Source organism: Pseudomonas migulae (genome assembly GCF_024169315.1).
Taxonomy (GTDB): domain Bacteria; phylum Pseudomonadota; class Gammaproteobacteria; order Pseudomonadales; family Pseudomonadaceae; genus Aquipseudomonas; species Aquipseudomonas migulae_B.
Map to the genome: position 1 here is coordinate 417,845 of NZ_JALJWR010000001.1, position 22,038 is coordinate 439,882.

The 22,038-nt window shown below is 61.2% G+C and carries 19 protein-coding genes; 8 read left to right on the forward strand and 11 right to left on the reverse strand.

The window, feature by feature from the left end; all coding sequences use genetic code 11:
• Positions 1-88: 88 nt before the first annotated feature.
• From J2Y86_RS01975 to J2Y86_RS01985, 3 genes are all read right to left on the reverse strand, one after another.
• Positions 89-2,569 carry a TonB-dependent siderophore receptor gene (locus J2Y86_RS01975; protein ID WP_253427720.1) on the reverse strand — a complete coding sequence of 827 codons (2,481 nt, stop codon included), beginning with the start codon at positions 2,567-2,569 and terminating at the stop codon, positions 89-91.
• Positions 2,570-2,671: 102 nt separating this feature from the next.
• Positions 2,672-3,655 (reverse strand): FecR domain-containing protein, encoded by a 984-nt coding sequence (locus J2Y86_RS01980; protein WP_253427722.1) that lies wholly within the window; start codon positions 3,653-3,655, stop codon positions 2,672-2,674.
• A 4-nt stretch (positions 3,656-3,659) separates the two neighbouring features.
• On the reverse strand, positions 3,660-4,184 hold the full coding sequence (locus tag J2Y86_RS01985) for a sigma-70 family RNA polymerase sigma factor (RefSeq protein WP_253427724.1): 525 nt from the start codon (positions 4,182-4,184) through the stop codon (positions 3,660-3,662).
• Positions 4,185-4,466: 282 nt separating this feature from the next.
• On the opposite strand from J2Y86_RS01985, the gene J2Y86_RS01990 reads away from it, so the two are divergent.
• Both J2Y86_RS01990 and J2Y86_RS01995 read left to right on the forward strand, forming a co-directional pair.
• Positions 4,467-4,715: a transmembrane sensor/regulator PpyR gene (locus tag J2Y86_RS01990; RefSeq protein WP_253427726.1), complete on the forward strand. Its 249-nt coding sequence runs from the start codon at positions 4,467-4,469 to the stop codon at positions 4,713-4,715.
• Positions 4,715-5,869, forward strand: coding sequence for an NnrS family protein (locus J2Y86_RS01995; protein ID WP_253427728.1), 1,155 nt, complete (start codon positions 4,715-4,717; stop codon positions 5,867-5,869). Before J2Y86_RS01990 ends, J2Y86_RS01995 begins: the two co-directional genes overlap by 1 nt.
• Here the strand turns inward: J2Y86_RS01995 and J2Y86_RS02000 are convergent.
• A complete protein-coding gene (locus J2Y86_RS02000) occupies positions 5,853-6,776 on the reverse strand; it encodes a LysR family transcriptional regulator (protein ID WP_253427730.1) in 924 nt (307 codons plus the stop codon). The two genes, J2Y86_RS01995 and J2Y86_RS02000, sit on opposite strands and share 17 nt — an antisense overlap.
• Positions 6,777-6,890: 114 nt before the next feature.
• Between J2Y86_RS02000 and J2Y86_RS02005 the strand changes: the two genes are divergently transcribed.
• From J2Y86_RS02005 to J2Y86_RS02025, 5 genes are all read left to right on the forward strand, one after another.
• On the forward strand, positions 6,891-7,736 hold the full coding sequence (locus J2Y86_RS02005; RefSeq protein ID WP_253427733.1) for an oxidoreductase: 846 nt from the start codon (positions 6,891-6,893) through the stop codon (positions 7,734-7,736).
• Between the two features lie 422 nt (positions 7,737-8,158).
• Entirely contained in the window at positions 8,159-8,614 is a 456-nt protein-coding gene (locus tag J2Y86_RS02010; RefSeq protein WP_010459764.1) for a (2Fe-2S)-binding protein, read from the forward strand.
• A gap of 12 nt (positions 8,615-8,626) precedes the next feature.
• Positions 8,627-10,795 carry a xanthine dehydrogenase family protein molybdopterin-binding subunit gene (locus J2Y86_RS02015; RefSeq protein WP_253427735.1) on the forward strand — a complete coding sequence of 723 codons (2,169 nt, stop codon included), beginning with the start codon at positions 8,627-8,629 and terminating at the stop codon, positions 10,793-10,795.
• Position 10,796: 1 nt separating this feature from the next.
• On the forward strand, positions 10,797-11,375 hold the full coding sequence (locus J2Y86_RS02020; RefSeq protein WP_253427737.1) for a hypothetical protein: 579 nt from the start codon (positions 10,797-10,799) through the stop codon (positions 11,373-11,375).
• A gap of 74 nt (positions 11,376-11,449) precedes the next feature.
• Entirely contained in the window at positions 11,450-12,028 is a 579-nt protein-coding gene (locus tag J2Y86_RS02025; RefSeq protein WP_253427739.1) for a GGDEF domain-containing protein, read from the forward strand.
• A gap of 137 nt (positions 12,029-12,165) precedes the next feature.
• Here J2Y86_RS02025 and J2Y86_RS02030 read toward each other — a convergent pair whose 3' ends face one another.
• Positions 12,166-12,600, reverse strand: a complete 435-nt coding sequence (locus J2Y86_RS02030; protein ID WP_253427741.1) for a VOC family protein — start codon at positions 12,598-12,600, stop codon at positions 12,166-12,168.
• 114 nt (positions 12,601-12,714) lie between these two features.
• Here J2Y86_RS02030 and J2Y86_RS02035 point away from each other — a divergent pair, with 114 nt between their 5' ends.
• The gene (locus tag J2Y86_RS02035) at positions 12,715-13,581 is read left to right on the forward strand and encodes a LysR family transcriptional regulator (protein WP_253427743.1); all 867 of its coding nucleotides are present in this window, start codon (positions 12,715-12,717) and stop codon (positions 13,579-13,581) included.
• A 182-nt stretch (positions 13,582-13,763) separates the two neighbouring features.
• Here the strand turns inward: J2Y86_RS02035 and fabI are convergent, their stop codons facing one another.
• The 6 genes from fabI to J2Y86_RS02070 are packed head-to-tail and all read right to left on the reverse strand — an operon-like array spanning position 13,764 to position 21,960.
• Positions 13,764-14,558 (reverse strand): enoyl-ACP reductase FabI, encoded by a 795-nt coding sequence (fabI, locus tag J2Y86_RS02045; protein ID WP_214383772.1) that lies wholly within the window; start codon positions 14,556-14,558, stop codon positions 13,764-13,766.
• 21 nt (positions 14,559-14,579) lie between these two features.
• Positions 14,580-16,190, reverse strand: a complete 1,611-nt coding sequence (locus tag J2Y86_RS02050) for an ABC transporter ATP-binding protein (protein WP_214383770.1) — start codon at positions 16,188-16,190, stop codon at positions 14,580-14,582.
• Between the two features lies 1 nt (position 16,191).
• Positions 16,192-17,211, reverse strand: a complete 1,020-nt coding sequence (locus J2Y86_RS02055) for an ABC transporter permease (RefSeq protein ID WP_214383768.1) — start codon at positions 17,209-17,211, stop codon at positions 16,192-16,194.
• Position 17,212: 1 nt separating this feature from the next.
• Positions 17,213-18,286 carry a microcin C ABC transporter permease YejB gene (locus tag J2Y86_RS02060; protein WP_084320827.1) on the reverse strand — a complete coding sequence of 358 codons (1,074 nt, stop codon included), beginning with the start codon at positions 18,284-18,286 and terminating at the stop codon, positions 17,213-17,215.
• A 3-nt stretch (positions 18,287-18,289) separates the two neighbouring features.
• Complete coding sequence (locus J2Y86_RS02065) at positions 18,290-20,131, reverse strand: extracellular solute-binding protein (protein WP_253427744.1); 1,842 nt, start codon at positions 20,129-20,131, stop codon at positions 18,290-18,292.
• Positions 20,128-21,960, reverse strand: a complete 1,833-nt coding sequence (locus J2Y86_RS02070) for an extracellular solute-binding protein (RefSeq protein ID WP_253427746.1) — start codon at positions 21,958-21,960, stop codon at positions 20,128-20,130. The genes J2Y86_RS02065 and J2Y86_RS02070 overlap by 4 nt, the downstream gene beginning before the upstream one ends.
• Between the last annotated feature and the right edge of the window lie 78 nt (positions 21,961-22,038).

Consider the following 22,038-nt stretch of genomic DNA (forward strand, 5'->3'; position numbering starts at 1 on the left):
CCGTAGTACTTCGCGGCCTTTCATGCTGAGCTTTCAGCGTAGCCAGCCTGCCGTCGTCCGGGAGTACCGTAGATCGACAAATCGTCGGTCAGAAATCCCAGCGGGTCGTCAGTTGCAGGCTGCGCGGTTCGCCATAGAACCCGGTCCCGAAGTTGCCGAGCCCGGTGTAGTAGGTTTTGTCGAAGAGGTTCTTCACGTTCAGCGTCGTGCTCAAGTGATCGTTGAAGCGGTAGCGCGCCATGACGTCCACCAGGGCGTAGCTTTGCTGGGTGAGCGTCGAGGACTGGCCGAAATTGACGGTGTCGTTGGGGTTGGGCTGGAACACGTTGCCGAAGAATTCGCTCTGCCAGTTCACGCCGCCACCGACGGTGAGTTTTTCCAGCGCGCCCGACAGGCGATAAGTGCTGAACACCCGCACCACCTGTTGCGGCGCGGTGGTTTGCAGGATCGAGCCGTAGACTTGATCGCCCTTGGCATCACGGGTGTGGTTGTAGCTGTAGCCGGCCGACAGGTTCCAGCCATCCATCACTTCGCCGGCCAGTTCGACCTCGAAGCCTTTGGTGGTCGCGCCTTGCACCGCACGGTACACCGACTCGCTATCGACGCCGCTGACGTACTCGGCCAGGTTGTCCTGCTCGATACGGAACACCGCGAAGCTGGCGTTCAGGCGCCCGCCGAAGTATTCGGCCTTGATCCCCGCTTCGTAGCTATCGCCTTCCACCGGGTCGAGCAGTTTGCGCTGGGCATCCTTGCTCATTTGCGGCTGATAGATGCTGGTGTAGCTGGTGTACACCGAGTACGTGTCATCGAGGTCATAAACCAGTCCGGCGTACGGAGTGACCACGCCGGTCTGGTGGTAGCCGTCATGCAGGTCCGGGGTGGTCGGGTCGCGGTAGTCCAGGTCATCGTCGGCCTTGAACTGACTGACGCGGGTGCCGAGGATGATTGCCAGATCGTCGGTGGGCCTGAGTCGCGTGGCGAGGTAGGCACCGGTCTGCCGCTGGACGATGTCGTTGTCGCCGACCTTGGCAATGCCCGGTTTCGGAAACTCGCCGCGCCAGTCGTAGATGCTGCCGTCGACGGGCGGATAAATCGAGCCGTGCACCGGGATGTCCTGGCGCGTGTTCATCGACATGAAGCCGGCGATCAGCTCGTGCTCGCGACCGAACAGGCGGAACGGGCCGGTGAAGTTGACGTCGAGGTTGTCCTGCACCTGATCGCCCTTGAACTGGCCCATGTACATGAACATGCCGTTGCCACTGACCGGGTCCGGGTTGCCGCCGCTGGCCGAGGCGAGGAAGGTGTCGTGCTGGCGGTGCTTGCGGTCGTAGCTGACCTTGAGCTTCCAGTCGTTGGCCAGTTGCTGCTCCACCGAGGCGAAGATCGTCTGGTTGGTGAAGTCGCGACGACTCCAGTCCGTGGCCGGGTTGAACGAGCGGGAAAAACGCGTGCGTGAACCGTCGCTGTTGTACATCGGGAAACCGGTCCAGCTGGCGCCACGGGAGCGGGTGTTCTGCTGGTCGATACCGAAGGTCAGCAGGGTGTCCGGCGTCAGGTCGGCTTCGAGGATGCCGTAGGCAATGTCCCGGGTGTTGCGGTAGTTGTCGATGTAGGCGCTGCGGTCTTGATAAGCCCCGACGAACCGCCCGCGCAGGTTGCCCCTCTCGGTCAGCGGGCCGGCGATATCGCCCGTGCTGCGATAGTTGTCCCACGAACCGACGGCGCCGGTGATCGAGGCCTTGAACGTTTTGGTGGGACGTTTGCGGATCAGGTTGACGGTGGCCGACGGATCGCCCGAGCCGGTCATCAGGCCGGTCGCACCCTTGATGATTTCGACGCGGTCGAAGGTCACCATGTCAGTGCTGGTGGTGCCGTAATCGTAGACGCCGTCGTAGTCGGTGTTGACACCGTCGTACTGGAAGTTGGTGATCGGCAGGCCACGGCTGGAAAACTCCCAGCGTTCGCTGTCGTAGTTCTGCACGCTGATGCCGGGCACGCGCCGCAGGGCATCGGCGATGCTGGTGGAGCCCTGATCGTCCAGTTGCTGACGGGTGATGACCGTCACCGATTGCGGCGTTTCACGCAGGGACAGCGGCAGGCCGATGGCCGAAGAGGTCGATCCGGTGGTGTAGGAATGGGTGTCTTCGGTGATAGCGCCCAGTGCCTGGCCGGAAATGTGGGTGGCGACCAGTTCCAGCGGGCCCTCTGGGGCAGTTTTGAGGACATAACCACGGTCGCCTTGAGGCTGAGCCTGCAAACCGCTGCCCTGCAGAAGTTGCTGCAAACCCTGCTGCTCGGTGAACTCGCCATTCAGGCCCGGACTGCGCTTATCGCTGGCCAGGTCGTTATGACCGGCGAGGAAAATCCCCGCTTGTTCGGCGAAGCTGTTCAGTACGCTCACCAGCGAACCGGCCGCGATTGCGTAGTAACGCTTGTGGCTGCCTGACTGTTCACTGGCGGCGGATGTTTCGGCGTGGGCCTGCGTCGAAACAAGGCTGAGCAACGCCACCGGAAGGGCCAGGGCCAACGGTCGCAAGGCAAAACGAGTGCGAATGAAGGCGTCGCGCAAAGGGGTGTTCCCTGGAATCAAATCGAACGGCAATTGAAGGGCTTCACAGGGTTAACCGAACGAGAAACGCAAAAGGGAACTGCGGTGCCAAAAATTTATGACTCACACTTTCGGGCCGACGCTGACCCACCACGCCAGGGTTTTCTCCACGCGTATCGGTAAGGCCGCTTCCAGCAGGCGCAAGGCCTGATCGGTGTCCTTGAGCGGAAACGAACCCATCACTGGCAACCCGGCGATGGCCGGGTCGCAGGCCAGGTGCCCGTGACGGTAGCGGCTCAATTCTTCGATCAATTGGCCCAGCGGCAGGTTATCCGCCAGCAACACACCGCGACGCCAGGCTTCGCGCCCGGCCGCCGCCTCGGAGGAAGGCGGAATGTGGTTTTGCGTGAACGCCAATTGGCGTCCGGCCTCGACCACCTGCACCTGGCCCTGAGTGGTCCGGACTTCGACCGCGCCTTCGTAGACGTTGAGCAACGTCTGTTGTTCTTCCTGACGCACGCTGAAACGCGTGCCGAGCGCGCGCATCCGGCCCTGGGCGGTTTGCACCAGAAACGGCCGGCTGTTGTCCTTGGCGGTGTCGATCAGCACTTCCCCGGCACTCAACAGCAGCAGGCGTTGCGTGGTGTCGAAGCGCACATTCAAGGCGCTCAGGGCGTTGAGCCAGATCCGGCTGCCATCGCTGAGCAGGCTTTCGCGGGTTTCGCCGGTGCCGGTTGAAAGGTCGGCCGTCCAGCGGCCCAAGGCGTCCGGCAGCGAAGTTTCGCGCCAGGCGTTCCAGCCCAACAGTCCGCCCGAGGCGAGAATGAGCAGGCTCTTGACCGTTTGCCGGCGGGTGATCGGCGAACGCGCAGTGTTGCGCAACACCAGACCGGCGGCCTGCGGCTGATCGTCCTGCAACGCGGCGAAACGCTGGCCGACGCGTTCGACATAGCGCCAGGCCGCCTGATGATCGCCACTTTGCGCCAGCCAGGCTTGCCAGCTTTGACGCTCGTGTTCGCCGACCTGCTGATCGTTGAGTTGCACATACCATTGCGCCGCCTGTTCAAGGCTGGCATGGCTGATGGAATTGGAAGCGGCGGAGGGCATGTGCTTACTCGATCAACAGGCCGTCAAGCTCGGCCTCGAGCATCGCGCAATGCATCAGCGCTTGGGCCAGGTACTTTTTCACCATACGCTCGCACACGCCGATTTCTTCGGCGATGGCGCGGTAGGGCATGCCGTGCAGCTGGGCGAGGATGAACGCGTCGCGCACATTCCTGGGCAGGCGCAGCAGCATGGCGTCCACTTCGTACAGGGTTTCGACGATGATCGCCCGTTGTTCCGGCGACGGTTGAACGGCTTGCGGGCGTGAGGCCAGCGTCTCCAGCCACGCCTGTTCGAGTTGCCGACGGCGCCAGTGATCGATGCACAAGCCCCGGGCGATGGTGGCCAGGTAAGAGCGTTCGCGGGTTTCACAGTCGAACACCTGCGGGCGCTTGAGCACCCGGATGAAGGTGTCATGGGCAAGGTCGGCGGCATCGAACGCATTGCTCAAGCGACGGCGCAGCAGCTCATGCAACCAGCGGTGATGAGTGACGTAGAGGTTCTGAACGCTGGAAGAGTCGGCGACCATCATCGTGAGCACTTGTCCATGGGCGACGTGCGCCTTCGGTGCAAATAAGAATTGGTCGCGATTAAAGCAAAAGGTTGGATGGTGTGCAAATGATATTGGTTCGCTTTTAGGGTGCGCGAGCCTGACTGCAGTCAATATGACTCCAAATGGCGTCACATTGACCATTTTCATGGCGGGTCAAATTGACTTCAAACGTCTTAACCCCTTGATTTACCGGCGTGACAAACCTGGCACGAAACCTGAAATAACAAACGTACAACTGGTCTGATTCAGGAGTACGAAAAAATGTTCGCTTACTTCAGCAATCCTCAGAACGTCCTGCACCTGTCGAGCAACGTCCTTGGCGCTGGCCTGGCGCTGCTGCTGGCGGGGATCTACGGCGCTTATCTTTACGCCGGCCATTTGCCGATCGTGGTGCTGGTCTCGATGCATGCCATGACCATCATCGGCCCGACCCTGATCAAGATCGGTTACGTCATGCGCCTGCTGGCCCAGCATCGGTTAGGCACCCACACTTTCAAGGTAGCGGCCTGATGCGTCAGCTCGCTGGAGCACCGGTTTTCAGCCTCGGCTTCCGTCCGTTTTTTCTCGCCGGTGCCGGGTTTGCGGCCATCGCCGTGGCGGTCTGGGCCCTGTGGTTGTACGGGCGCTTACCGGGTGCGCAACCGGTCGGCGGCATGCTGAGCTGGCATCGGCATGAGATGCCGTTCGGGTTCGCCGCGGCGATCATCGCCGGGTTCCTGCTGACGGCGGTGCCGAACTGGACCGGGCGTGCGGGGCTCAACGGCTGGCCTTTGATCGGCCTGCTGCTGGTGTGGCTGTTGGCGCGATTGGCGTGGCTGATGCCAATGCCTGCGGTTGCGTTGATTGCGCTGCAAATACCATTTCTGCCGTTGCTGGCGTGGGTGCTGGGGCGGGACCTGGTGGCCGCCGGCAAACGCGACAATTATCCGATTCTGCTGGTCGTCGCGCTGCTGGCTGCGACGCAGGCCATGACGCTGTGGGGAATTTCCACCGATGACGTCGGCCTGCAACGGCGCGGTGTGCTGGCAGCCGTGTGGTTGATCGGCGCGTTGATGAGTGTGATTGGCGGGCGCGTGATCCCGTTCTTCATTCAGCGCGGTTTGAATCGTCCTGCGGCCAACCCGGTTCATCCGCTGCCAACCCGAGTGTTGCTGGCGGGCAGTTTGCTGGCCGCCGTTTCCTTTGCCGGTGGTTTGAACGACATCCCCCGAGCATGGCTTGCGGCACTGTTTCTGCTGATCGGCGGGTTGCACCTGCTGCGCCTGCGGCGCTGGCATGACCGTGGGATCTGGCGCGTGCCGCTGCTGTGGTCGTTGTATCTGGCGTATGCGTGGCTGGCGATTGCAACACTGGGCATGGCGCTGTGGCACGCCGGTGTTATGCCGCAACAGAGCCTGGCCACGCATTCGCTGGCGGTCGGCGGGATCGGCGGATTGATCCTGGCGATGATTGCCCGGGTCAGCCTCGGTCATACCGGGCGGTTGTTGCAGCCGTCGAAAACGATAGTGGCCGGGTTTTTCCTGCTGTTGATCGCCGGCCTGTGCCGAGTGTTCCTGGTGCCGTTTTCCGGGGGCGGACTGGCGCTGTCGGCGCTGTTCTGGTGTGCCGCGTTCGGGTTGTTCCTGGTGCGCTACACCGACATATTGCTTAAACCGAGGGTTTGAGGCCTCCCTGTTCGGCGATCCACTGCGTTGCCAGATCGATAAAGGCGCGCAGCTTCGGCTGAGTCTGGGTGCGGCTGGGAAAGTACAGGTACAGCGCCGAACTGAGCGGCACGAACGGCTCCAGCACCCGTTCCAGCCGTCCATCCGCCAACTCGTCGGCGATCTCCAGATCACACGCATACGCCAGCCCTGAACCGCTGCGAGCCGCCGCCACCAGCAGGCGTCGGTCGTTGACGATCACGCCGCCCTCGACGCCCACCGTAAAGTCGCGCCCCTCGCGGCGAAACTCCCAGCGGTGCGCGCTGCCCGAAGTCGAGAAGCGAAAGCCGATGCATTGATGGTGGGTCAGGTCTTCCGGGCTCGCCGGTTTACCCGCCTTGGCGAAATAGTCCGGAGCACCCACCACCGACCATTGCAGATCGGGAGTGAGGCGCACCGCGATCATGTCTTTTTCGATGGACTCGCCCAGCCGGATCCCGGCATCGAAGCCGCCGGCCATCAGGTCCACGGTGGCGTCGTCGAGGGAAATGTCGAGGGTGACTTGCGGGTACGCCTCGCGAAACAGCGGGATCAAGGGCTCCATCAACAACGAGCCGGACAACCGCGGAGCGGTGAGGCGCAGCGTGCCCATCGGCTGATCACGAAACCCGCTGAGCCCCTTCAGCGCCTCGTCGATTTCACTGGCCGCAGGACGCAAGTGCGCAAACAGGCTGGCGCCGGCCTCGGTCAACGCCACCCGGCGCGTGGTGCGTTGAAACAGCAGCACGCCGGTGCGACGCTCGAGCAATTTGATCGCGTGGCTTACAGCCGTGGGCGTCACCGCCAGGCGGGTAGCGGCGAGGGTGAAACTCTTGTGCTCGGCCACCGCCAGGAACTCGGTCAAGCCGTCGAAAGGATCGTGGTTCATGTGGGTGCCATTATGAAAGAGCGTTTCATAGTGCTTGTAACACGAGGGCATTTTCCCGGGCAATCTTCCTGCGTACCTTGTGCCTACCCCCACTGCACACAAGGAAACACGCTCATGACCACTTCCAACTCTTTCCAACGTATCTGGCTCATCACTGGCGCTTCCCGTGGCATCGGCGCCAAAATCGCCGCCGCCGCGCTGGCCAACGGTGACGCCGTGGTTGCCACCGCACGTGACGCCAACAGCATCACCCAGCGCTTTGGCGAACAACCCGGTTTGCTGGCCGCCAGCCTCGACGTCACCAATGAAGCACAAGGCATTGCGGTCGCCCAGGCCGCCATTGACCACTTCGGGCGCATCGACGTGCTGGTCAACAACGCCGGTTTCGGTTTGCTCGGTGCGGTGGAAGAAGCCAGCGCCGATGACGTGCGGCGGGTGTACGAAACCAATGTCTTCGGTCTGCTGAACGTGACCCGCGCCGTCCTGCCACACATGCGTGCCGCCCGCAGCGGGCATGTGATTAATCTCTCCTCTGTCGGCGGTTACAAGTCGGGGCCGGGCTTCGGCGTCTACTGCTCGACCAAATTCGCCGTCGAAGGCTTGAGCGAGGCTCTGCACGCCGAACTGGCGCCACTGGGCATCAAGGTGACCGTTGTCGAGCCCGGTTACTTCCGTACCGAGTTCCTTGAAGGCAATTCGCTGGTCGAGTCGCCGTCCTCGATTGCCGACTACGACAGCACCGCGGGCGAAGTGCGCAAGATCGCCAAGGCCGTGACCCTGAACCAGCCGGGTGACCCGGACAAACTCGCCCAGGTCATGATCACCCTGGTGGAAGCGGAAAACGCGCCACTGCGCTTGCCGCTGGGCAGTGATTGTGTCGCGGCGATCGAGGCGAAAAACAGCTTTGTGGCCGGTGAGTTGCAGGTGTGGCGTGAGGTGTCGGTGTCTACCGATTTCTAAGCGTCAAACGCAAAAGAAAGCTGGCTGATGCTGTTCGCTCAAGGACGAGCACGCACACCTGTGGCGAGGGGATTTAGCGAAACGTCGCACCGCCCCGTTCGGCTGCGAAGCAGTCGCCAATCCGGTCTGACTGTCAGGACGCTGGGGGCCGCTTCGCGACCCAACGGGGATAAATCCCCTCGCCACAGGTGTGACCGGTGGTCGATGAACCGGTCTCGGCCGGCATTTTGCGCTTAGCTGTAGGGATAACCGAGGCGCGTGTAGATCGACCAGCCTTTGTAGGAGCGAAGCTTGCTCGCGAAAGCGTCATTTCAGTCATTCCGCGTCATCGTTCTTCGCGAGCAAGCTTCGCTCCTACAGAAAACAACGTCGTCTACACAGTAACGCCCCTTCAGAACACCGTGAGTCTGAGGAAATTCACCATGCTGACCTTGAACATCAATGGCAAGGATCAGGAGCTGGACGTCCCTGCGGACATGCCGTTGCTCTGGGTCCTGCGTGACGTCGCGCACCTGACCGGCACCAAATTCGGTTGCGGCATGGCCCAGTGCGGCGCCTGCACCGTGCACGTCGACGGCGCGCCACTGCGCTCCTGCATCACGCCCGCCACCGCCGTGGCCCACGGGCAAAAAATCCTCACCATCGAAGGGCTTTCCACCGATGGTTCGCATCCGGTGCAACAGGCCTGGGCCGAACTCGACGTGGTCCAGTGCGGTTATTGCCAGTCCGGGCAGATCATGTCGGCGGCGGCGTTGCTGGCCAAGATCCCCAAACCCACCGACAGCGACATCGACCAGGCGCTCTCCGGCAACATCTGCCGCTGCGGCACTTACCCAAGGATTCGCGCCGCGGTCAAACGCGCCGCCGAGATCGGTTGAGGGACTTGAGCCATGAACAGCATCAATCCGTTATCGCGCCGGGGTTTCCTCAAGGGCAGCGCGTTGTTGGGCGGTGGGCTGGTGGTCGCGTTCGTCATCCCCGGCGCACACCGTTTTGCCATGGGCGCCGAGAATCAGGGCAACGTCTTCGCGCCCAACGCATTTTTACGCATCGGTAACGACAACAGCGTCACCGTGCTGCTCGGCCACTCGGAAATGGGCCAGGGCATCTGGACCGGCCTGACCATGCTGATTGCCGAAGAACTGGACGCCGACTGGTCGAAAATCCGCGTCGAACATTCACCCGCATCGGCGGCCGACTATGGCCTGGCCGGGTTTGGCGGGATGCAGATCACCGGCGGTTCGACCTCGACCTGGATGGAGTTCGATCGTTACCGTCAGGCCGGCGCGGCGGCGCGTTTTATGCTGGTCGACGCCGCGGCCAAACGCTTCAACGTCGCGCCGTCGAGCATTCTTACCGAGTCGGGCGTGGTCATTGCCGGCGACAACCGCGCTACGTACGGCGAGCTGGCCGATGACGCCGGCAAGCTGCCGGTGCCGGACCCGGCGTCGATAAAATTCAAGGAGGCCAAGGACTGGAAGGTCATCGGCAAACCCACCAAGCGCCTGGACACCCCCGAGAAAATCACCGGCCGCGCCAAATTCGGCATGGACGTGCAGTTCGACGGCCTGATGACCGCCATGGTCGCGCGTCCGCCGGTGTTGGGCGGCCACGTCAAATCCTTTGAAGGCGCCGAAGCGCTGGCGATACCGGGCGTGCACAAAGTGGTGCAAGTCCCGACCGGCGTCGCGGTGATTGCCGATCATTATTGGGCGGCGAAGCTGGGGCGTGATGCGCTCAAGGTCGATTGGGACCTGGGGCCGAACGCCGGGCTCGACAGCCAGAACCTGCTGGAGAGTTTCCGCAAACTGGCGGCGACGCCGGGCGCTCCGGCGAGCAAGGCGGGTGACGCCGAGGGCGCGTTATCGAAAGCGGCAAAATCCATCGACGTCGAGTACAGCATGCCGTACCTGGCTCATGCGCCGATGGAACCGCTCAACTGCACGGTCAAAATCACCCAGGACAAATGCGAGATCTGGACCGGCACGCAGTTTCAGACCCTGGATCAGATGATCGCGGGCAAAATCACCGGGCTCAAACCCGAACAGGTCGAGATTCATACCGAGTTTCTGGGGGGCGGTTTCGGCCGAAGGGCCAATCCGACGTCGGACTTTGTCGCGGAGGCCGTGGAGGTTGCGAAAGCGGCGGGCGGGCCAGTGAAAACCGTGTGGTCGCGGGAAGATGACATTCGCGGCGGCTACTACCGCTCGGCATTCCTGCACCAGGCGCGCATCGGGCTGGATGCCGGCGGCCTGCCGATGGCGTGGAAACACGTGATGGTCGGGCAGTCGATCATGGCCGGCACCCTGCTGGAGGCGACCATGGTCAAGGACGGTATCGACAAGACGTCGGTCGAAGGCGTGGCCGACAGTCCTTACCTTGCAGGCATGGCCAATCATCAAGTGGACCTGCATTCGCCGAAAACCGGCATCACCGTGCTGTGGCTGCGTTCGGTCGGGCACACTCACACCGCATTCGTGATGGAGTCGCTGATCGACGAACTGGCCGAGGCGGCGGGCAAGGATCCGGTGGAGTACCGACGAACCTTGCTCAAGGCGCATCCGCGGCATCTGGGGGTGTTGAATCTGGCGGTCGAGAAGGCCAACTGGACAGCGCCTCTGCCGGACGGTCACGCGCTGGGTGTTGCAGTGCATGAGTCTTTCGGCAGCTACGTCGCGCAAGTCGCCGAAGTCTCCCAGGACAACCTGTCGATCCGCGTGCACCGGGTGGTGTGTGCGGTGGACTGTGGCATCGCGGTCAACCCGATGAGCATCGCGGCGCAAATGGAATCAGCCATCACCTTCGGCCTCGGGTTTACCTTGCACAGCAAGCTGACCTTCAAGAACGGCGAGGTGCAGCAGTCCAATTACCACGACTATCAGGTGTTGCGACTCAATGAAATGCCGGTGGTCGAAGTGCACATCGTGCCCAGCACAGACAAGCCCGGTGGCATCGGCGAGGCGGGCGTACCGCCGACGGCGCCGGCCGTGGCCAACGCCGTGTTCGCCCTGACCGGGCAACGGTTGCGCGAATTACCCTTGCAACTGTCGGGGGTGTGAAATGAAACGACATCTTGTGCTTTGCTCGGTGCTGCTGGTCGGCATGGCGATCTACGCCTCGGACCTGTTCGCCGAAGACAAGGAAGCATTGAAGGCTTTCGACACGGTACAGAAAGTCTTCCAGAGCCCGCGTTGCCAGAACTGCCATATCCCCGGTGATTCGCCGTTGCAGTTCGACGCCGGGATTCCCCATGCGATGAACGTGGTGCGGGGCATGGACGGCAAGGGCGCGGCGGGTCTGCCGTGCGCTACCTGCCATGCCGAAAACAACCCGCCGGCCAGTTACGGCCCGCATGCGCCGCCGGGAGCGCCGCACTGGAGCCTGCCGCCCGCGGCACACAAGATGGCCTGGATCGGGCTGCCGGCCGACAAGCTGTGCGCGATGATCAAGGATCGCAGCAGCAACGGCGATCGGGATTTCGCGGCGCTGATCAAGCATGTCAGCGACGACAAACTGGTGCTGTGGGGCTGGAATCCGGGTGAGGGAAGGGCGCCGGTGCCGGTGCCGCACGACATTTTCGTGACTCAATTCAAGCGCTGGGCAGAGGCTGGCGGGCCTTGTCCGGTGGCCGGTAGTTGACCGGCGGTCCGTTAGCAGGGAGTCAAAGCGGGTATGGACGACTCTAAAGTACATATCCGCCACTGGAGTAAGTAATGCTGATCCCAGGTAAACCGGTAAAAAACGGCGCTAGCGCAGATCCCTCGCTTTCGCCGCAACAGGCACGCGAAGTACTGCGTGACAGGGCGCGCCAGGCCGAGCAGGAGGTGATGGGCGTGACCATGGCGAGCATGGATGAGCTGACGCTGCTCTCCAATCGCCACGGCTTCACTTCACTGGCCCAATTGGGGCTGGAAACCTGTCAGCGCCTGGAAATACCGGCCACCTTGTTGTTTTTTGACCTCGATAACTTCAAGCACATCAACTATCTCTACGGTCGCGCCGAAGGTGACAATGCGCTGAAAACCTTCGCTGACGTGCTGCGCATTGCCTTTCGCGAAAGCGATGTGATCGGGCGCCTTGGCGATGATGAGTTTGTTGCGTTGTTGACGGGGTCATCCGCGGTCGACATCGCTGCGATCAAGGCGCGACTTGAAGAAATCCTCGATGAGCGCAATGCCACGATGCGTCGCGGTTATGACATTCGGTTCTGCATTGGGCAGGTTGAGTTCGACCCTCTTCACCACTCGATCGATGAATTGCTGATTGAGGCTGAGAGGGCGTTGCATCCGTAGCTGAAGTTTTGCGGTGGATGAGCCGGCCTCTTCGCGAGCAAGCCCGCTCCCACATTCGATCTTCTGTGTGTCATAAATCTTTGGCACACCGCCAATCCAATGTGGGAGCGGGCTTGCTCGCGAAGGCGTCCTTACATTCACCCAATCCTTTTGGCAAACAACTGACTGATGTCCTTGAACGCCTTGAACTCCAGCGCATTCCCGCATGGATCAAACAGAAACATCGTCGCCTGCTCGCCCACCAACCCCTGAAACCGAATCCCCGGTTCAATCACGAATCGGGTTTCACGCGCCTTCAGCCGTTCGGCCAGGCCTTCCCATTCGGCCATCCCCAACACCACGCCAAAATGCGGCACCGGCACGTCGTGCCCGTCCACGGCGTTGGTGTGCGCCGCTTCCTGTGAGGCATTTTTCGGCGCCAGGTGAATCACCAGCTGATGACCGAAGAAGTTGAAGTCGACCCAATGGTCGCTCGAGCGGCCTTCCTCCAGGCCAAACACGTCACGGTAAAAAGTTCGGGCTGCAGCAAGGTCATAGACCGGGATGGCCAAGTGAAAAGGGGAGAGTTGCATCGCTGTGCCTCGCAGATTGACGGTGGTTGCAGTGGAGTTTAGCGCTGTGCTTTTCGATTGAAAGACGATAGTTTTTGCATCGAGCTCAAATAATTTCGATCAATCGAGAAGGCCATGCTGCGGGAACTGAAGACCTTTATCGCCGTGACGCGTTATGGAACGTTTGCTGCGGCCGGCATGCACATCGGCCTGACGCAGTCAGCGGTCAGCGCACAAATGCGCAATCTGGAACAGGCGCTGGGCATTCGGCTGTTTGACCGCACCGGGCGTCAGGCGATTCTCAATGCGGCGGGGCAACGGGCATTGCCGATGGCCAGGGAAATGCTGGAAACCTTCAACCGCATGGCCGTCAGCGATGATGTCAGCGAGTATCGCGGCGAGTTGAAGATCGGCGCCGTGGCCACGGCCCAGACCGGGTTGCTGCCCCAGGCGTTAGTACGTCTGCGCCAGCAAGCACCGTTGCTTGAACCGAAACTGGTGCCCGGCGTGTCGCTGAACCTGTTGAGCCAGGTCGACACCGGGGAGGTTGATCTGGCGATCCTCATCAAACCGCCCTTTGAACTGCCCAAGGAGCTGTCGGCGCAGGTCATCCGCAGGGAGCCGTTTGTGCTGATCGTGCCGCCGCAGCTCGAGGGTGACGACCCGTTGCAGATCCTCGCGCGCCATCCCCATGTGCGTTACGACCGCAATTCATTCGGCGGACGCCTGGTGACACGGTTCCTGCGTGAGCAGCAGATTGATGTGCAAGTGGCCCTGGAGCTGGATGAGCTGGAGGCCATCGTCAAAATGGTTGAATGCGGACTGGGTGTGTCGCTGCTTCCCGAAGCCGGGTTGTGGCTTGAGTATGGCGCGAAGGTCAGGATCATCCGGTTGGGTGAGTTGACGTTCTACCGCGAGATTGTGCTGTTGCAGCGTTACAGCCAGCGCACCCAGCCGATCCAGCAGTTGTTCGCCAACTGCCTCACCCCGTTCAACGGTTAAACACAAATCCAATGTGGGAGCGGGCTTGCTCGCGAATGCGGTTTATCATTCAACATTGATGGCGACTGACACGACGCCTTCGCGAGCAAGCCCGCTCCCACATTGGATTGCATCAGCCCTGAAATCGTGGGCACAAAAAAACCCGCCTCAAGAGGCGGGTTTTTTAGTTGGCGGGCCGAAGATTACTCTTCAAGGCTGCCCATGGCCGTGGTGTTGAAACCACCGTCCACGTACATGATTTCACCGCTGATGCCGGACGCCAGGTCCGAGCACAGGAAGGCGCCGGCGTTGCCGACTTCGTCGATGGTGACGTTGCGACGCAGCGGGGTTTGCGCTTCGTTGGCAGCCAGCATCTTGCGGAAGTTCTTGATGCCGGAAGCGGCGAGGGTGCGGATCGGGCCAGCCGATACACAGTTGACGCGGGTGCCGTCCGGGCCCAGGGAGCCGGCCAGGTAACGCACGCCAGCTTCCAGCGAAGCCTTGGCCATGCCCATTACGTTGTAGTTCGGCATGGTGCGCTCGGCGCCCAGGTACGACAGGGTCAGCAGGCTGCCGTTGCGGCCTTTCATCATTTCGCGACCAGCTTTGGCCAAAGCCACGAAGCTGTAGGCGCTGATGTCGTGAGCAATGCGGAAACCTTCACGGGTGGTGGCTTCGGTGAAGTCGCCGTCCAGTTGGTCGCCCGGGGCGAAGCCGACGGAGTGCACGATGCAGTCCAGGCCGTCCCACTTCTTGCTCAGCGCTTCGAAGACCTTGGCGATTTCTTCATCGCTGGCCACGTCGCACGGGAAGCACAGGTCAGGGTTGGAACCCCAGCTTTGTGCGAACTCTTCGACACGACCCTTGAGTTTGTCGTTCTGATAAGTGAAGGCAAGCTCAGCGCCCTCGCGATGCATGGCGGCAGCGATGCCGGATGCGATGGACAGCTTGCTGGCGACACCGACGATCAGTACGCGCTTACCGGCGAGAAAACCCATGTGTTGCTCCTCTCTTTCAGGTTATTGCGCAGTGGCTGGTGCCAGGAAAGCGGCTTCCAGCAACTGCTGTGTATACGGATGTTGGGGGGCGGCAAAGATACTTTGCGCGTCTCCCTGTTCGACCACTTGGCCATGCTTGACCACCATCAGTTGGTGGCTCAGCGCTTTGACGACAGCCAGGTCATGGCTGATAAACAGATACGTCAGGTTGTACTTGGTTTGCAGTGAACGCAGCAGCTCCACCACTTGGCGCTGCACTGTCCGGTCGAGGGCCGATGTCGGCTCGTCCAGCAATATCAGCGCCGGTTTTAGCACTAATGCCCGGGCAATGGCGATTCTCTGCCGCTGCCCGCCGGAAAATTCGTGGGGGTAGCGGTGCCGGGTTTCCGGATCCAGACCTACCTCCTTGAGTGCCGCAATAATCGCTTGTTCCTGTTCCGCCTCGGTGCCCATCTTGTGGATCCGCAGGCCTTCGCCGACGATCTGGCTCACGCACATTCGCGGGCTCAGGCTGCCGAACGGGTCCTGAAACACCACCTGCATCTCCCGACGCAGTGGCCGAACCTGCTGCTGCGTCAGGCAGTCTAGCTGTTTGCCTTCAAAACGGATCGCACCTTTGCTGCCGATCAGCCGCAAAATCGCCAATCCGAGTGTCGACTTGCCCGAACCGCTTTCTCCCACAATCCCCAGGGTCTGGCCCTGAGGGAGGCTGAAGTTTATCCCGTCCACCGCCTTGATGTGGTCGACGGTCTTTTTCAGCAAGCCTTTCTTGATCGGGAACCAGACTTTCAGGTCCTCGACCTGCAGCAAGGGCGGGCCAATCACATTGGTCGCCGGCTTGCCGCTGGGCTCCGCTGCCAGCAGTTCCCGAGTGTACGGATGCTGCGGCGCGCGGAACAACTCCTCGCACGATGCCTGTTCGACGATGCAACCGCGCTGCATGACACATACGCGATGCGCAATTCTTCGCACAAGGTTCAAATCGTGACTGATCAGTAGCAACGCCATGCCCAGACGGGCCTGCAATTCCTTGAGCAATTCGAGGATTTTCAGCTGAACGGTCACGTCCAGCGCGGTAGTCGGCTCATCCGCGATCAGCAGTTCCGGCTCGTTGGCCAGGGCCATGGCGATCATCACCCGCTGACGCTGGCCGCCGGACAATTCATGGGGCAGGGCTTTCAGGCGCTTCTCGGGTTCCGGAATGCCGACCATCTCCAGCAGCTCCAGCGTACGTTTGGTTGCGACTTTGCCGATCAAACCCTTGTGGATGCCGAGGACTTCGTTGATCTGTTTCTCGATCGAGTGCAACGGATTGAGCGAGGTCATCGGCTCCTGGAAGATCATCGCGATCCGGTTGCCGCGGATGTGGCGGATGGTTTTCTCTTTCAGGCTCAGCAGGTCTTGCCCGGAATACTCGATGGTGCCGGATGGATGCCGGGCGAGCGGGTAGGGCAGCAAGCGCAGGATCGAGTGCGCGGTCACCGATTTGCCGGAACCGCTTTCACCGACCAGCGCCAGGGTTTCGCCACGCTTGATGTCGAAGCTGACGCCTTCAACCACGCGCTGACAGCGATCGCCGACGACGAATTCGACGGACAGGTCGCGCACTTCGATCAGATTGTCCTGATTCATTTCACTTCCTCGGGTCGAAGGCATCGCGAGCGGACTCGCCGATGAACACCAGCAGACTCAACATCAACGCCAGCACCGCAAACGCGCTCATGCCGAGCCACGGCGCTTGCAGGTTGGATTTGCCCTGGGCCACCAGCTCACCCAGCGACGGCGCGCCCGGCGGCAAGCCGAAGCCCAGGAAGTCCAGCGCGGTCAGCGTGCCGATGGCACCGGTCAGGATGAACGGCATGAAGGTCATGGTCGAGACCATCGCGTTGGGCAGGATATGGCGGAACATGATCGCACCATTCTGCATCCCCAGCGCCCGGGCGGCGCGCACGTATTCGAGGTTACGCCCGCGCAGGAACTCGGCACGCACCACGTCCACCAGGCTCATCCACGAGAACAGCAGCATGATCCCCAACAGCCACCAGAAGTTCGGCTGAACGAAACTGGCCAGAATGATCAGCAGGTACAGCACCGGCAACCCGGACCAGATCTCCAGGAAACGCTGCCCGGCCAGATCGACCCAGCCGCCATAGAAACCCTGCAGGGCGCCGGCAATCACGCCGATGATCGAGCTGAGAATGGTCAGCGTCAGGGCAAACAAAACGGAAATCCGGAAGCCGTAAATCACCCGCGCAAGCACGTCACGTCCCTGATCGTCCGTGCCCAGCAGGTTGTCGGCCGACGGCGGCGCCGGGGCCGGGACTTTCAGGTCGTAGTTGATGCTTTGGTAACTGTAGGGAATTGGCGCCCACAGCACCCAGGCGTCCTTGGCCTTGAGCAGTTCGCGGATGTACGGGCTCTTGTAGTTGGCTTCCAGCGGGAATTCGCCACCGAACGCGGTTTCCGGGTAACGCTTGACCGCCGGGAAGTACCAGCTGTTGTCGTAGTGCACCACCAGCGGCTTGTCGTTGGCGATCAGCTCGGCACCGAGGCTCAGGCCGAACAGCACGAGAAACAGCCACAGCGACCACCAGCCACGCTTGTTGGCCTTGAACAGTTCGAAACGGCGGCGATTGAGAGGGGACAGGTTCATCTCAATGCTCCCGGCTTTCGAAATCGATGCGCGGATCGACAAAGGTGTAGGTGAGATCGCCGATCAGTTTCACCACCAGCCCCAGCAGCGTGAAGATGAACAGCGTGCCGAAGACCACCGGGTAATCGCGGTTGATCGCGGCTTCGAAACTCATCAGACCCAGCCCGTCGAGGGAGAAAATCACCTCGACCAACAACGAGCCGGTGAAGAAAATCCCGATGAACGCCGAAGGGAAACCGGCAATCACCAGCAGCATGGCATTACGGAAAACATGGCCGTAGAGCACGCGGTGATTGGTCAGGCCTTTGGCTTTCGCCGTCACCACGTACTGCTTGTTGATTTCGTCGAGGAAGCTGTTTTTGGTCAACAGGGTCATGGTCGCGAAGTTGCCGATCACCAGCGCGGTCACCGGCAACGCCAGGTGCCAGAAGTAATCGAGCACCTTGCCGCCCATGCTCAGTTCATCGAAGTTGTTCGAGGTCAGCCCCCGTAGCGGGAACCAGTCGAAATAGCTGCCGCCGGCGAACACCACGATCAACAGGATCGCGAACAGAAACGCCGGGATCGCGTAGCCGACGATGATCGCCGAACTGGTCCACACGTCGAAGTGGCTGCCGTGCCGCGTGGCCTTGGCGATCCCCAGCGGGATCGACACCAGGTACATGATCAGCGTGCTCCACAACCCGAGGGAGATCGATACGGGCATTTTTTCCTTGATCAGGTCGATGACCTTGGCGTCGCGGAAGAAGCTGTCGCCGAAGTCCAGGGTGGCGTAGTTCTTGACCATGATCCACAAACGTTCCGGCGCCGATTTGTCGAAGCCGTACATGTGCTCGATTTCCTTGACCAGCATCGGGTCCAGGCCTTGCGCGCCGCGATAGGCGGAACCGGCCACCGACACTTCGGCACCGCCGCCGGCAATGCGGCTGGTGGCGCCTTCGAAGCCTTCGAGCTTGGCGATCATCTGTTCCACCGGCCCGCCGGGGGCGGCCTGGATGATCACGAAGTTGATCAGCAAGATGCCGAACAAGGTCGGGATGATCAGCAGCAGTCGCCGAAAAATATATGCCAGCATCTGTTACTCCGTGCCCGCAGGGTCGGCTTGCAGTTTGGTTTCGACTTCTATCGCCGGTGTCACGTTTGGCTTGATCCACCAGGTGGTCGTGCCGATGTCGTACCGGGGCGATGTTTTCGGATGGCCGATGTGGTTCCAGTAAGCCACGCGCCAGGTCTTGATGTGCCAGTTGGGGATCACGTAATAGCCCCATTGCAGCACGCGGTCCAGCGCGCGGGCGTGGGCCACCAGACTTTTGCGCGACTCAGCGTTGATCAATTGCTCGACCAGCTGGTCCACCACCGGGTCTTTCAAACCCATGGAGTTGCGGCTGCCGGGTTTGTCGGCGGCGGCAGACATCCAGAATTCACGCTGTTCATTACCCGGCGAGTTGGATTGCGGGAAGCTGCCGACGATCATGTCGAAATCCCGTGAGCGCACGCGGTTGATGTACTGCGAGACGTCGACCCGACGGATCACCAGGTCAATGCCCAGATCGCTGAGGTTGCGCTTGAACGGCAGCAGCACCCGTTCGAATTCGGTCTGGGCCAGCAGGAATTCGATGGTCACCGGCTTGCCGTTGGCGTCGACCATTTTGTCGTCGACGATCCGCCAGCCGGCCTCTTGCAGCAGTTGATAGGCCTTGCGCTGCTGCGTGCGGATCATGCCGCTGGCGTCGGTCACCGGGTTCTGGAAAGCCTCCGTGAACACTTGCTCAGGGATCTTGCCGCGGAACGGGTCGAGAATGGCCAGCTGATCGGCATCGGGTAAGCCAGTGGCGGCCATTTCCGAGTTTTCGAAGTAACTGCGAGTGCGCACATAGGCGCCGTTGAACAGTTGCTTGTTGGTCCATTCGAAGTCCAGCAGCAACGTCAGCGCCTGGCGCACGCGCACGTCCTGGAACACCGGGCGGCGCAGGTTGAACACAAAACCCTGCATGCCGGTCGGGTTGCCGTTGGGGATCTGTTCCTTGTTCAGCCGACCTTCGGTGACCGCCGGGATGTTGTAGGCGTTGGCCCAGTTCTTCGCGCTCATTTCCAGCCAGAAATCGAACTGACCGGCCTTGAGCGCTTCCAGGGCCACGGTGTTGTCACGGTAATAATCGGTGGTCATCACGTCGAAGTTGTAGAACCCGCGGTTGGCCGGCAGGTCCTTGCCCCAGTAATCCTTGACCCGCTCGTAGCGAATCGAGCGCCCGGCCTTCACCTCGCTGACCTTGTAAGGACCGCTGCCCAACGGAATTTCCAGGTTGCCCTTGTTGAAATCCCGGGTCGCCCACCAGTGTTTGGGCAGTACCGGCAACTGGCCGAGGATCAGCGGCAGTTCGCGGTTGTTGTTGTGCTTGAATTTGAAAAGCACGGTGAGCGGGTCTTCGGCGACCACTTCGGCGACGTCGTTGTAGTAGCCGCGATACAGCGGCGCACCGTCCTTGATCAGGGTCTGGAAGCTGAACACCACATCTTCGGCACGAATCGGGTGACCGTCGTGGAAGCGCGCTTCGGGGCGCAGGTAGAAACGCACCCAGCTGTTGTCCGGGGCCTTTTCGATTTTGCCGGCGACCAGGCCGTATTCGGTGAACGGTTCATCCAGGCCCTGTTTGGCCAGGGTGTCGTAGATCAGTTCGATGTCGCCGGCGGACACGCCTTTGCTGATGAACGGGTTGAGGCTGTCGAAGCCACCGAATCCGGCCTGACGAAAGATCCCGCCCTTGGGCGCATCCGGGTTCACGTAGTCGAAATGCTTGAAGTCGGCCGGGTATTTCGGCGGCTCGTTATACAAGGTCAGGGCGTGTTGCGGGGCGGCGCAAGCCAGCCCGGCGAACAACAGGCCGCTGGCCTGCAGGAGCAGGGCACGTACGGGTTTCATCGATCTTTCTCCGAAGACTTCAGCCACCACGCGCTCAGGCCCAGGGTGTAAGGCGGCGTGGTGACAAAGGCGAACCGGTTGCGGTAAGCCAGGCGGTGATAATTGAGGTACCAGTTGGGAATGATGTAGTGCTGCCACAACAGCACGCGGTCCAGGGCTTTGCCGGCGGCCACCTGTTCATCGCGGGTCTGGGCGGCGAGCAATTGTTCAAGTAAATGATCGACCACCGGGTTGGCGATGCCCGCGTAATTCTTGCTGCCCTTGACCCCGACCTGGCTGGAATGGAAATACTGCCATTGCTCAAGGCCAGGGCTGAGGGTCTGGTTGAGGGTCATCAGGATCATGTCGAAATCGAACTGGTCGAGGCGCTGTTTGTACTGGGCGCGGTCTACCGTGCGCAGCCGGGCGTCGATGCCGATACTGGCGAGGTTCTCGACATAAGGCTGGAGGATGCGTTCCAGGTTCGGGTTGACCAGCAGGATTTCCAGGCGCAGCGATTGTCCGGCCGCGTTCTGTACGTGTTGGCCGTCGAGCTTCCAGCCGGCTTCGGCGAGCAGGCTCAGGGCCTTGCGCATGGTTTCCCTTGGAATGCCGCGCCCTTGGGTCTGCGGCAGGCTGAACGGCTCTGTAAGCAGCTTGGCGGGCAATTGCTCGCGGTAGGGCTTGAGTATCAGCCATTCATGCCCGACCGGAAGACCGGTGGCCGAGAACTCGCTGTTGGGGTAATAACTCATGGCGCGTTTGTAGGCGCCGCTGAACAGCGTGCGATTGGTCCACTCGAAGTCGAACATCAACCCCAGCGCTTCACGGACCCTGGCGTCGGAGTAGGCCGGTCGCCGGGTGTTCATGAACAGGCCCTGGCTCTGGGTCGGGATCTGATGCGGGATTTGCGCCTTGATGACGTCGCCCCGTCGCACGGCCGGGAAGTTGTAACCGTTTTGCCAGTTCTTCGCCTGATGCTCGATATAGATATCGAACTCGCCGGCCTTGAAGGCTTCGAACGCGACGTCACTGTCGCGGTAGAACTCGACTTCCATGCGGTCGACATTGTACTTGCCGCGATTGACCGGCAGGTCTTTGCCCCAGTAATCCTTGACCCGTTCGAACACGATCTGGCGCCCGGGCGTGACCGAGGTGATGCGATAGGGGCCGCTGCCCAGCGGCGGCTCGAAGGTGGTGGCCTTGAAGTCGCGACCTTTCCAGTAATGCTGCGGCAGCACCGGCAACTCGCCCAGGCGCAGGATCAGCAGCGGATTGCCCGCGCGCTTGAAAACAAAACGAATGCGCTGCGGGTTGAGCACGTCCACCCGCAACACTTCCTGAAGATTGGTGCGGTATTGCGGATGGCCTTCCTTGAGGAGCAATCGGTAGGAGAACGCAACGTCGTACGCGGTGATCGGCGTGCCATCGTGAAATCGTGCTTCGGGGCGCAGGTTGAACACCACCCAGCTGCGGTCTTCGCTGTATTCCACCGATTGGGCGATCAAGCCATAACTGGACGTCGGCTCGTCGCCGGACGGTGCGTATTGGCCTGTGCCGACCATCAGCGGTTCGTTCAGCTCATTGATGCCGTATTGCAGGAAATTCGCGGTGGAGACCGGGCTCGAGCCCTTGAATGTGTACGGGTTGAGCGTATCGAAGGTGCCAAACGCCATCACCCGCAACGTACCGCCCTTGGGCGCTTGCGGGTTGACCCAGTCGAAGTGGGTAAATCTGGCCGGGTACTTGAGTGTGCCGAACTGCGCATAACCATGGCTTTCGCTGATCGTCGCGCTTGCGGGGGAGCTCAAGGCCAGGCTGATCAGGAACAGGAGGAGGGGACGCTTCAAGTCAGAGATCCGATCCAGGCGGCTTGGGCTTTGTGGGCCGTACAGTAACAGCTTGTATGGACAGGAAAAAGATGGGGA

Bases quoted from the DNA above. Each gene is read 5' to 3' on its own strand.
- J2Y86_RS02025 (WP_253427739.1), top strand. From the start codon at position 11,450: ATGCTGATCCCAGGTAAACCGGTAAAAAACGGCGCTAGCGCAGATCCC.
- J2Y86_RS02030 (WP_253427741.1), bottom strand. From the start codon at position 12,600: ATGCAACTCTCCCCTTTTCACTTGGCCATCCCGGTCTATGACCTTGCT.
- J2Y86_RS02000 (WP_253427730.1), bottom strand. From the start codon at position 6,776: ATGAACCACGATCCTTTCGACGGCTTGACCGAGTTCCTGGCGGTGGCC.
- J2Y86_RS02060 (WP_084320827.1), bottom strand. From the start codon at position 18,286: ATGCTGGCATATATTTTTCGGCGACTGCTGCTGATCATCCCGACCTTG.
- J2Y86_RS01980 (WP_253427722.1), bottom strand. From the start codon at position 3,655: ATGCCCTCCGCCGCTTCCAATTCCATCAGCCATGCCAGCCTTGAACAG.
- J2Y86_RS01995 (WP_253427728.1), top strand. From the start codon at position 4,715: ATGCGTCAGCTCGCTGGAGCACCGGTTTTCAGCCTCGGCTTCCGTCCG.
- J2Y86_RS01990 (WP_253427726.1), top strand. From the start codon at position 4,467: ATGTTCGCTTACTTCAGCAATCCTCAGAACGTCCTGCACCTGTCGAGC.
- J2Y86_RS02020 (WP_253427737.1), top strand. From the start codon at position 10,797: ATGAAACGACATCTTGTGCTTTGCTCGGTGCTGCTGGTCGGCATGGCG.
- J2Y86_RS02005 (WP_253427733.1), top strand. From the start codon at position 6,891: ATGACCACTTCCAACTCTTTCCAACGTATCTGGCTCATCACTGGCGCT.
- J2Y86_RS02055 (WP_214383768.1), bottom strand. From the start codon at position 17,211: ATGAACCTGTCCCCTCTCAATCGCCGCCGTTTCGAACTGTTCAAGGCC.
- J2Y86_RS02010 (WP_010459764.1), top strand. From the start codon at position 8,159: ATGCTGACCTTGAACATCAATGGCAAGGATCAGGAGCTGGACGTCCCT.
- J2Y86_RS01985 (WP_253427724.1), bottom strand. From the start codon at position 4,184: ATGATGGTCGCCGACTCTTCCAGCGTTCAGAACCTCTACGTCACTCAT.
- J2Y86_RS02015 (WP_253427735.1), top strand. From the start codon at position 8,627: ATGAACAGCATCAATCCGTTATCGCGCCGGGGTTTCCTCAAGGGCAGC.
- J2Y86_RS02035 (WP_253427743.1), top strand. From the start codon at position 12,715: ATGCTGCGGGAACTGAAGACCTTTATCGCCGTGACGCGTTATGGAACG.
- fabI (WP_214383772.1), bottom strand. From the start codon at position 14,558: ATGGGTTTTCTCGCCGGTAAGCGCGTACTGATCGTCGGTGTCGCCAGC.
- J2Y86_RS02065 (WP_253427744.1), bottom strand. From the start codon at position 20,131: ATGAAACCCGTACGTGCCCTGCTCCTGCAGGCCAGCGGCCTGTTGTTC.
- J2Y86_RS02050 (WP_214383770.1), bottom strand. From the start codon at position 16,190: ATGAATCAGGACAATCTGATCGAAGTGCGCGACCTGTCCGTCGAATTC.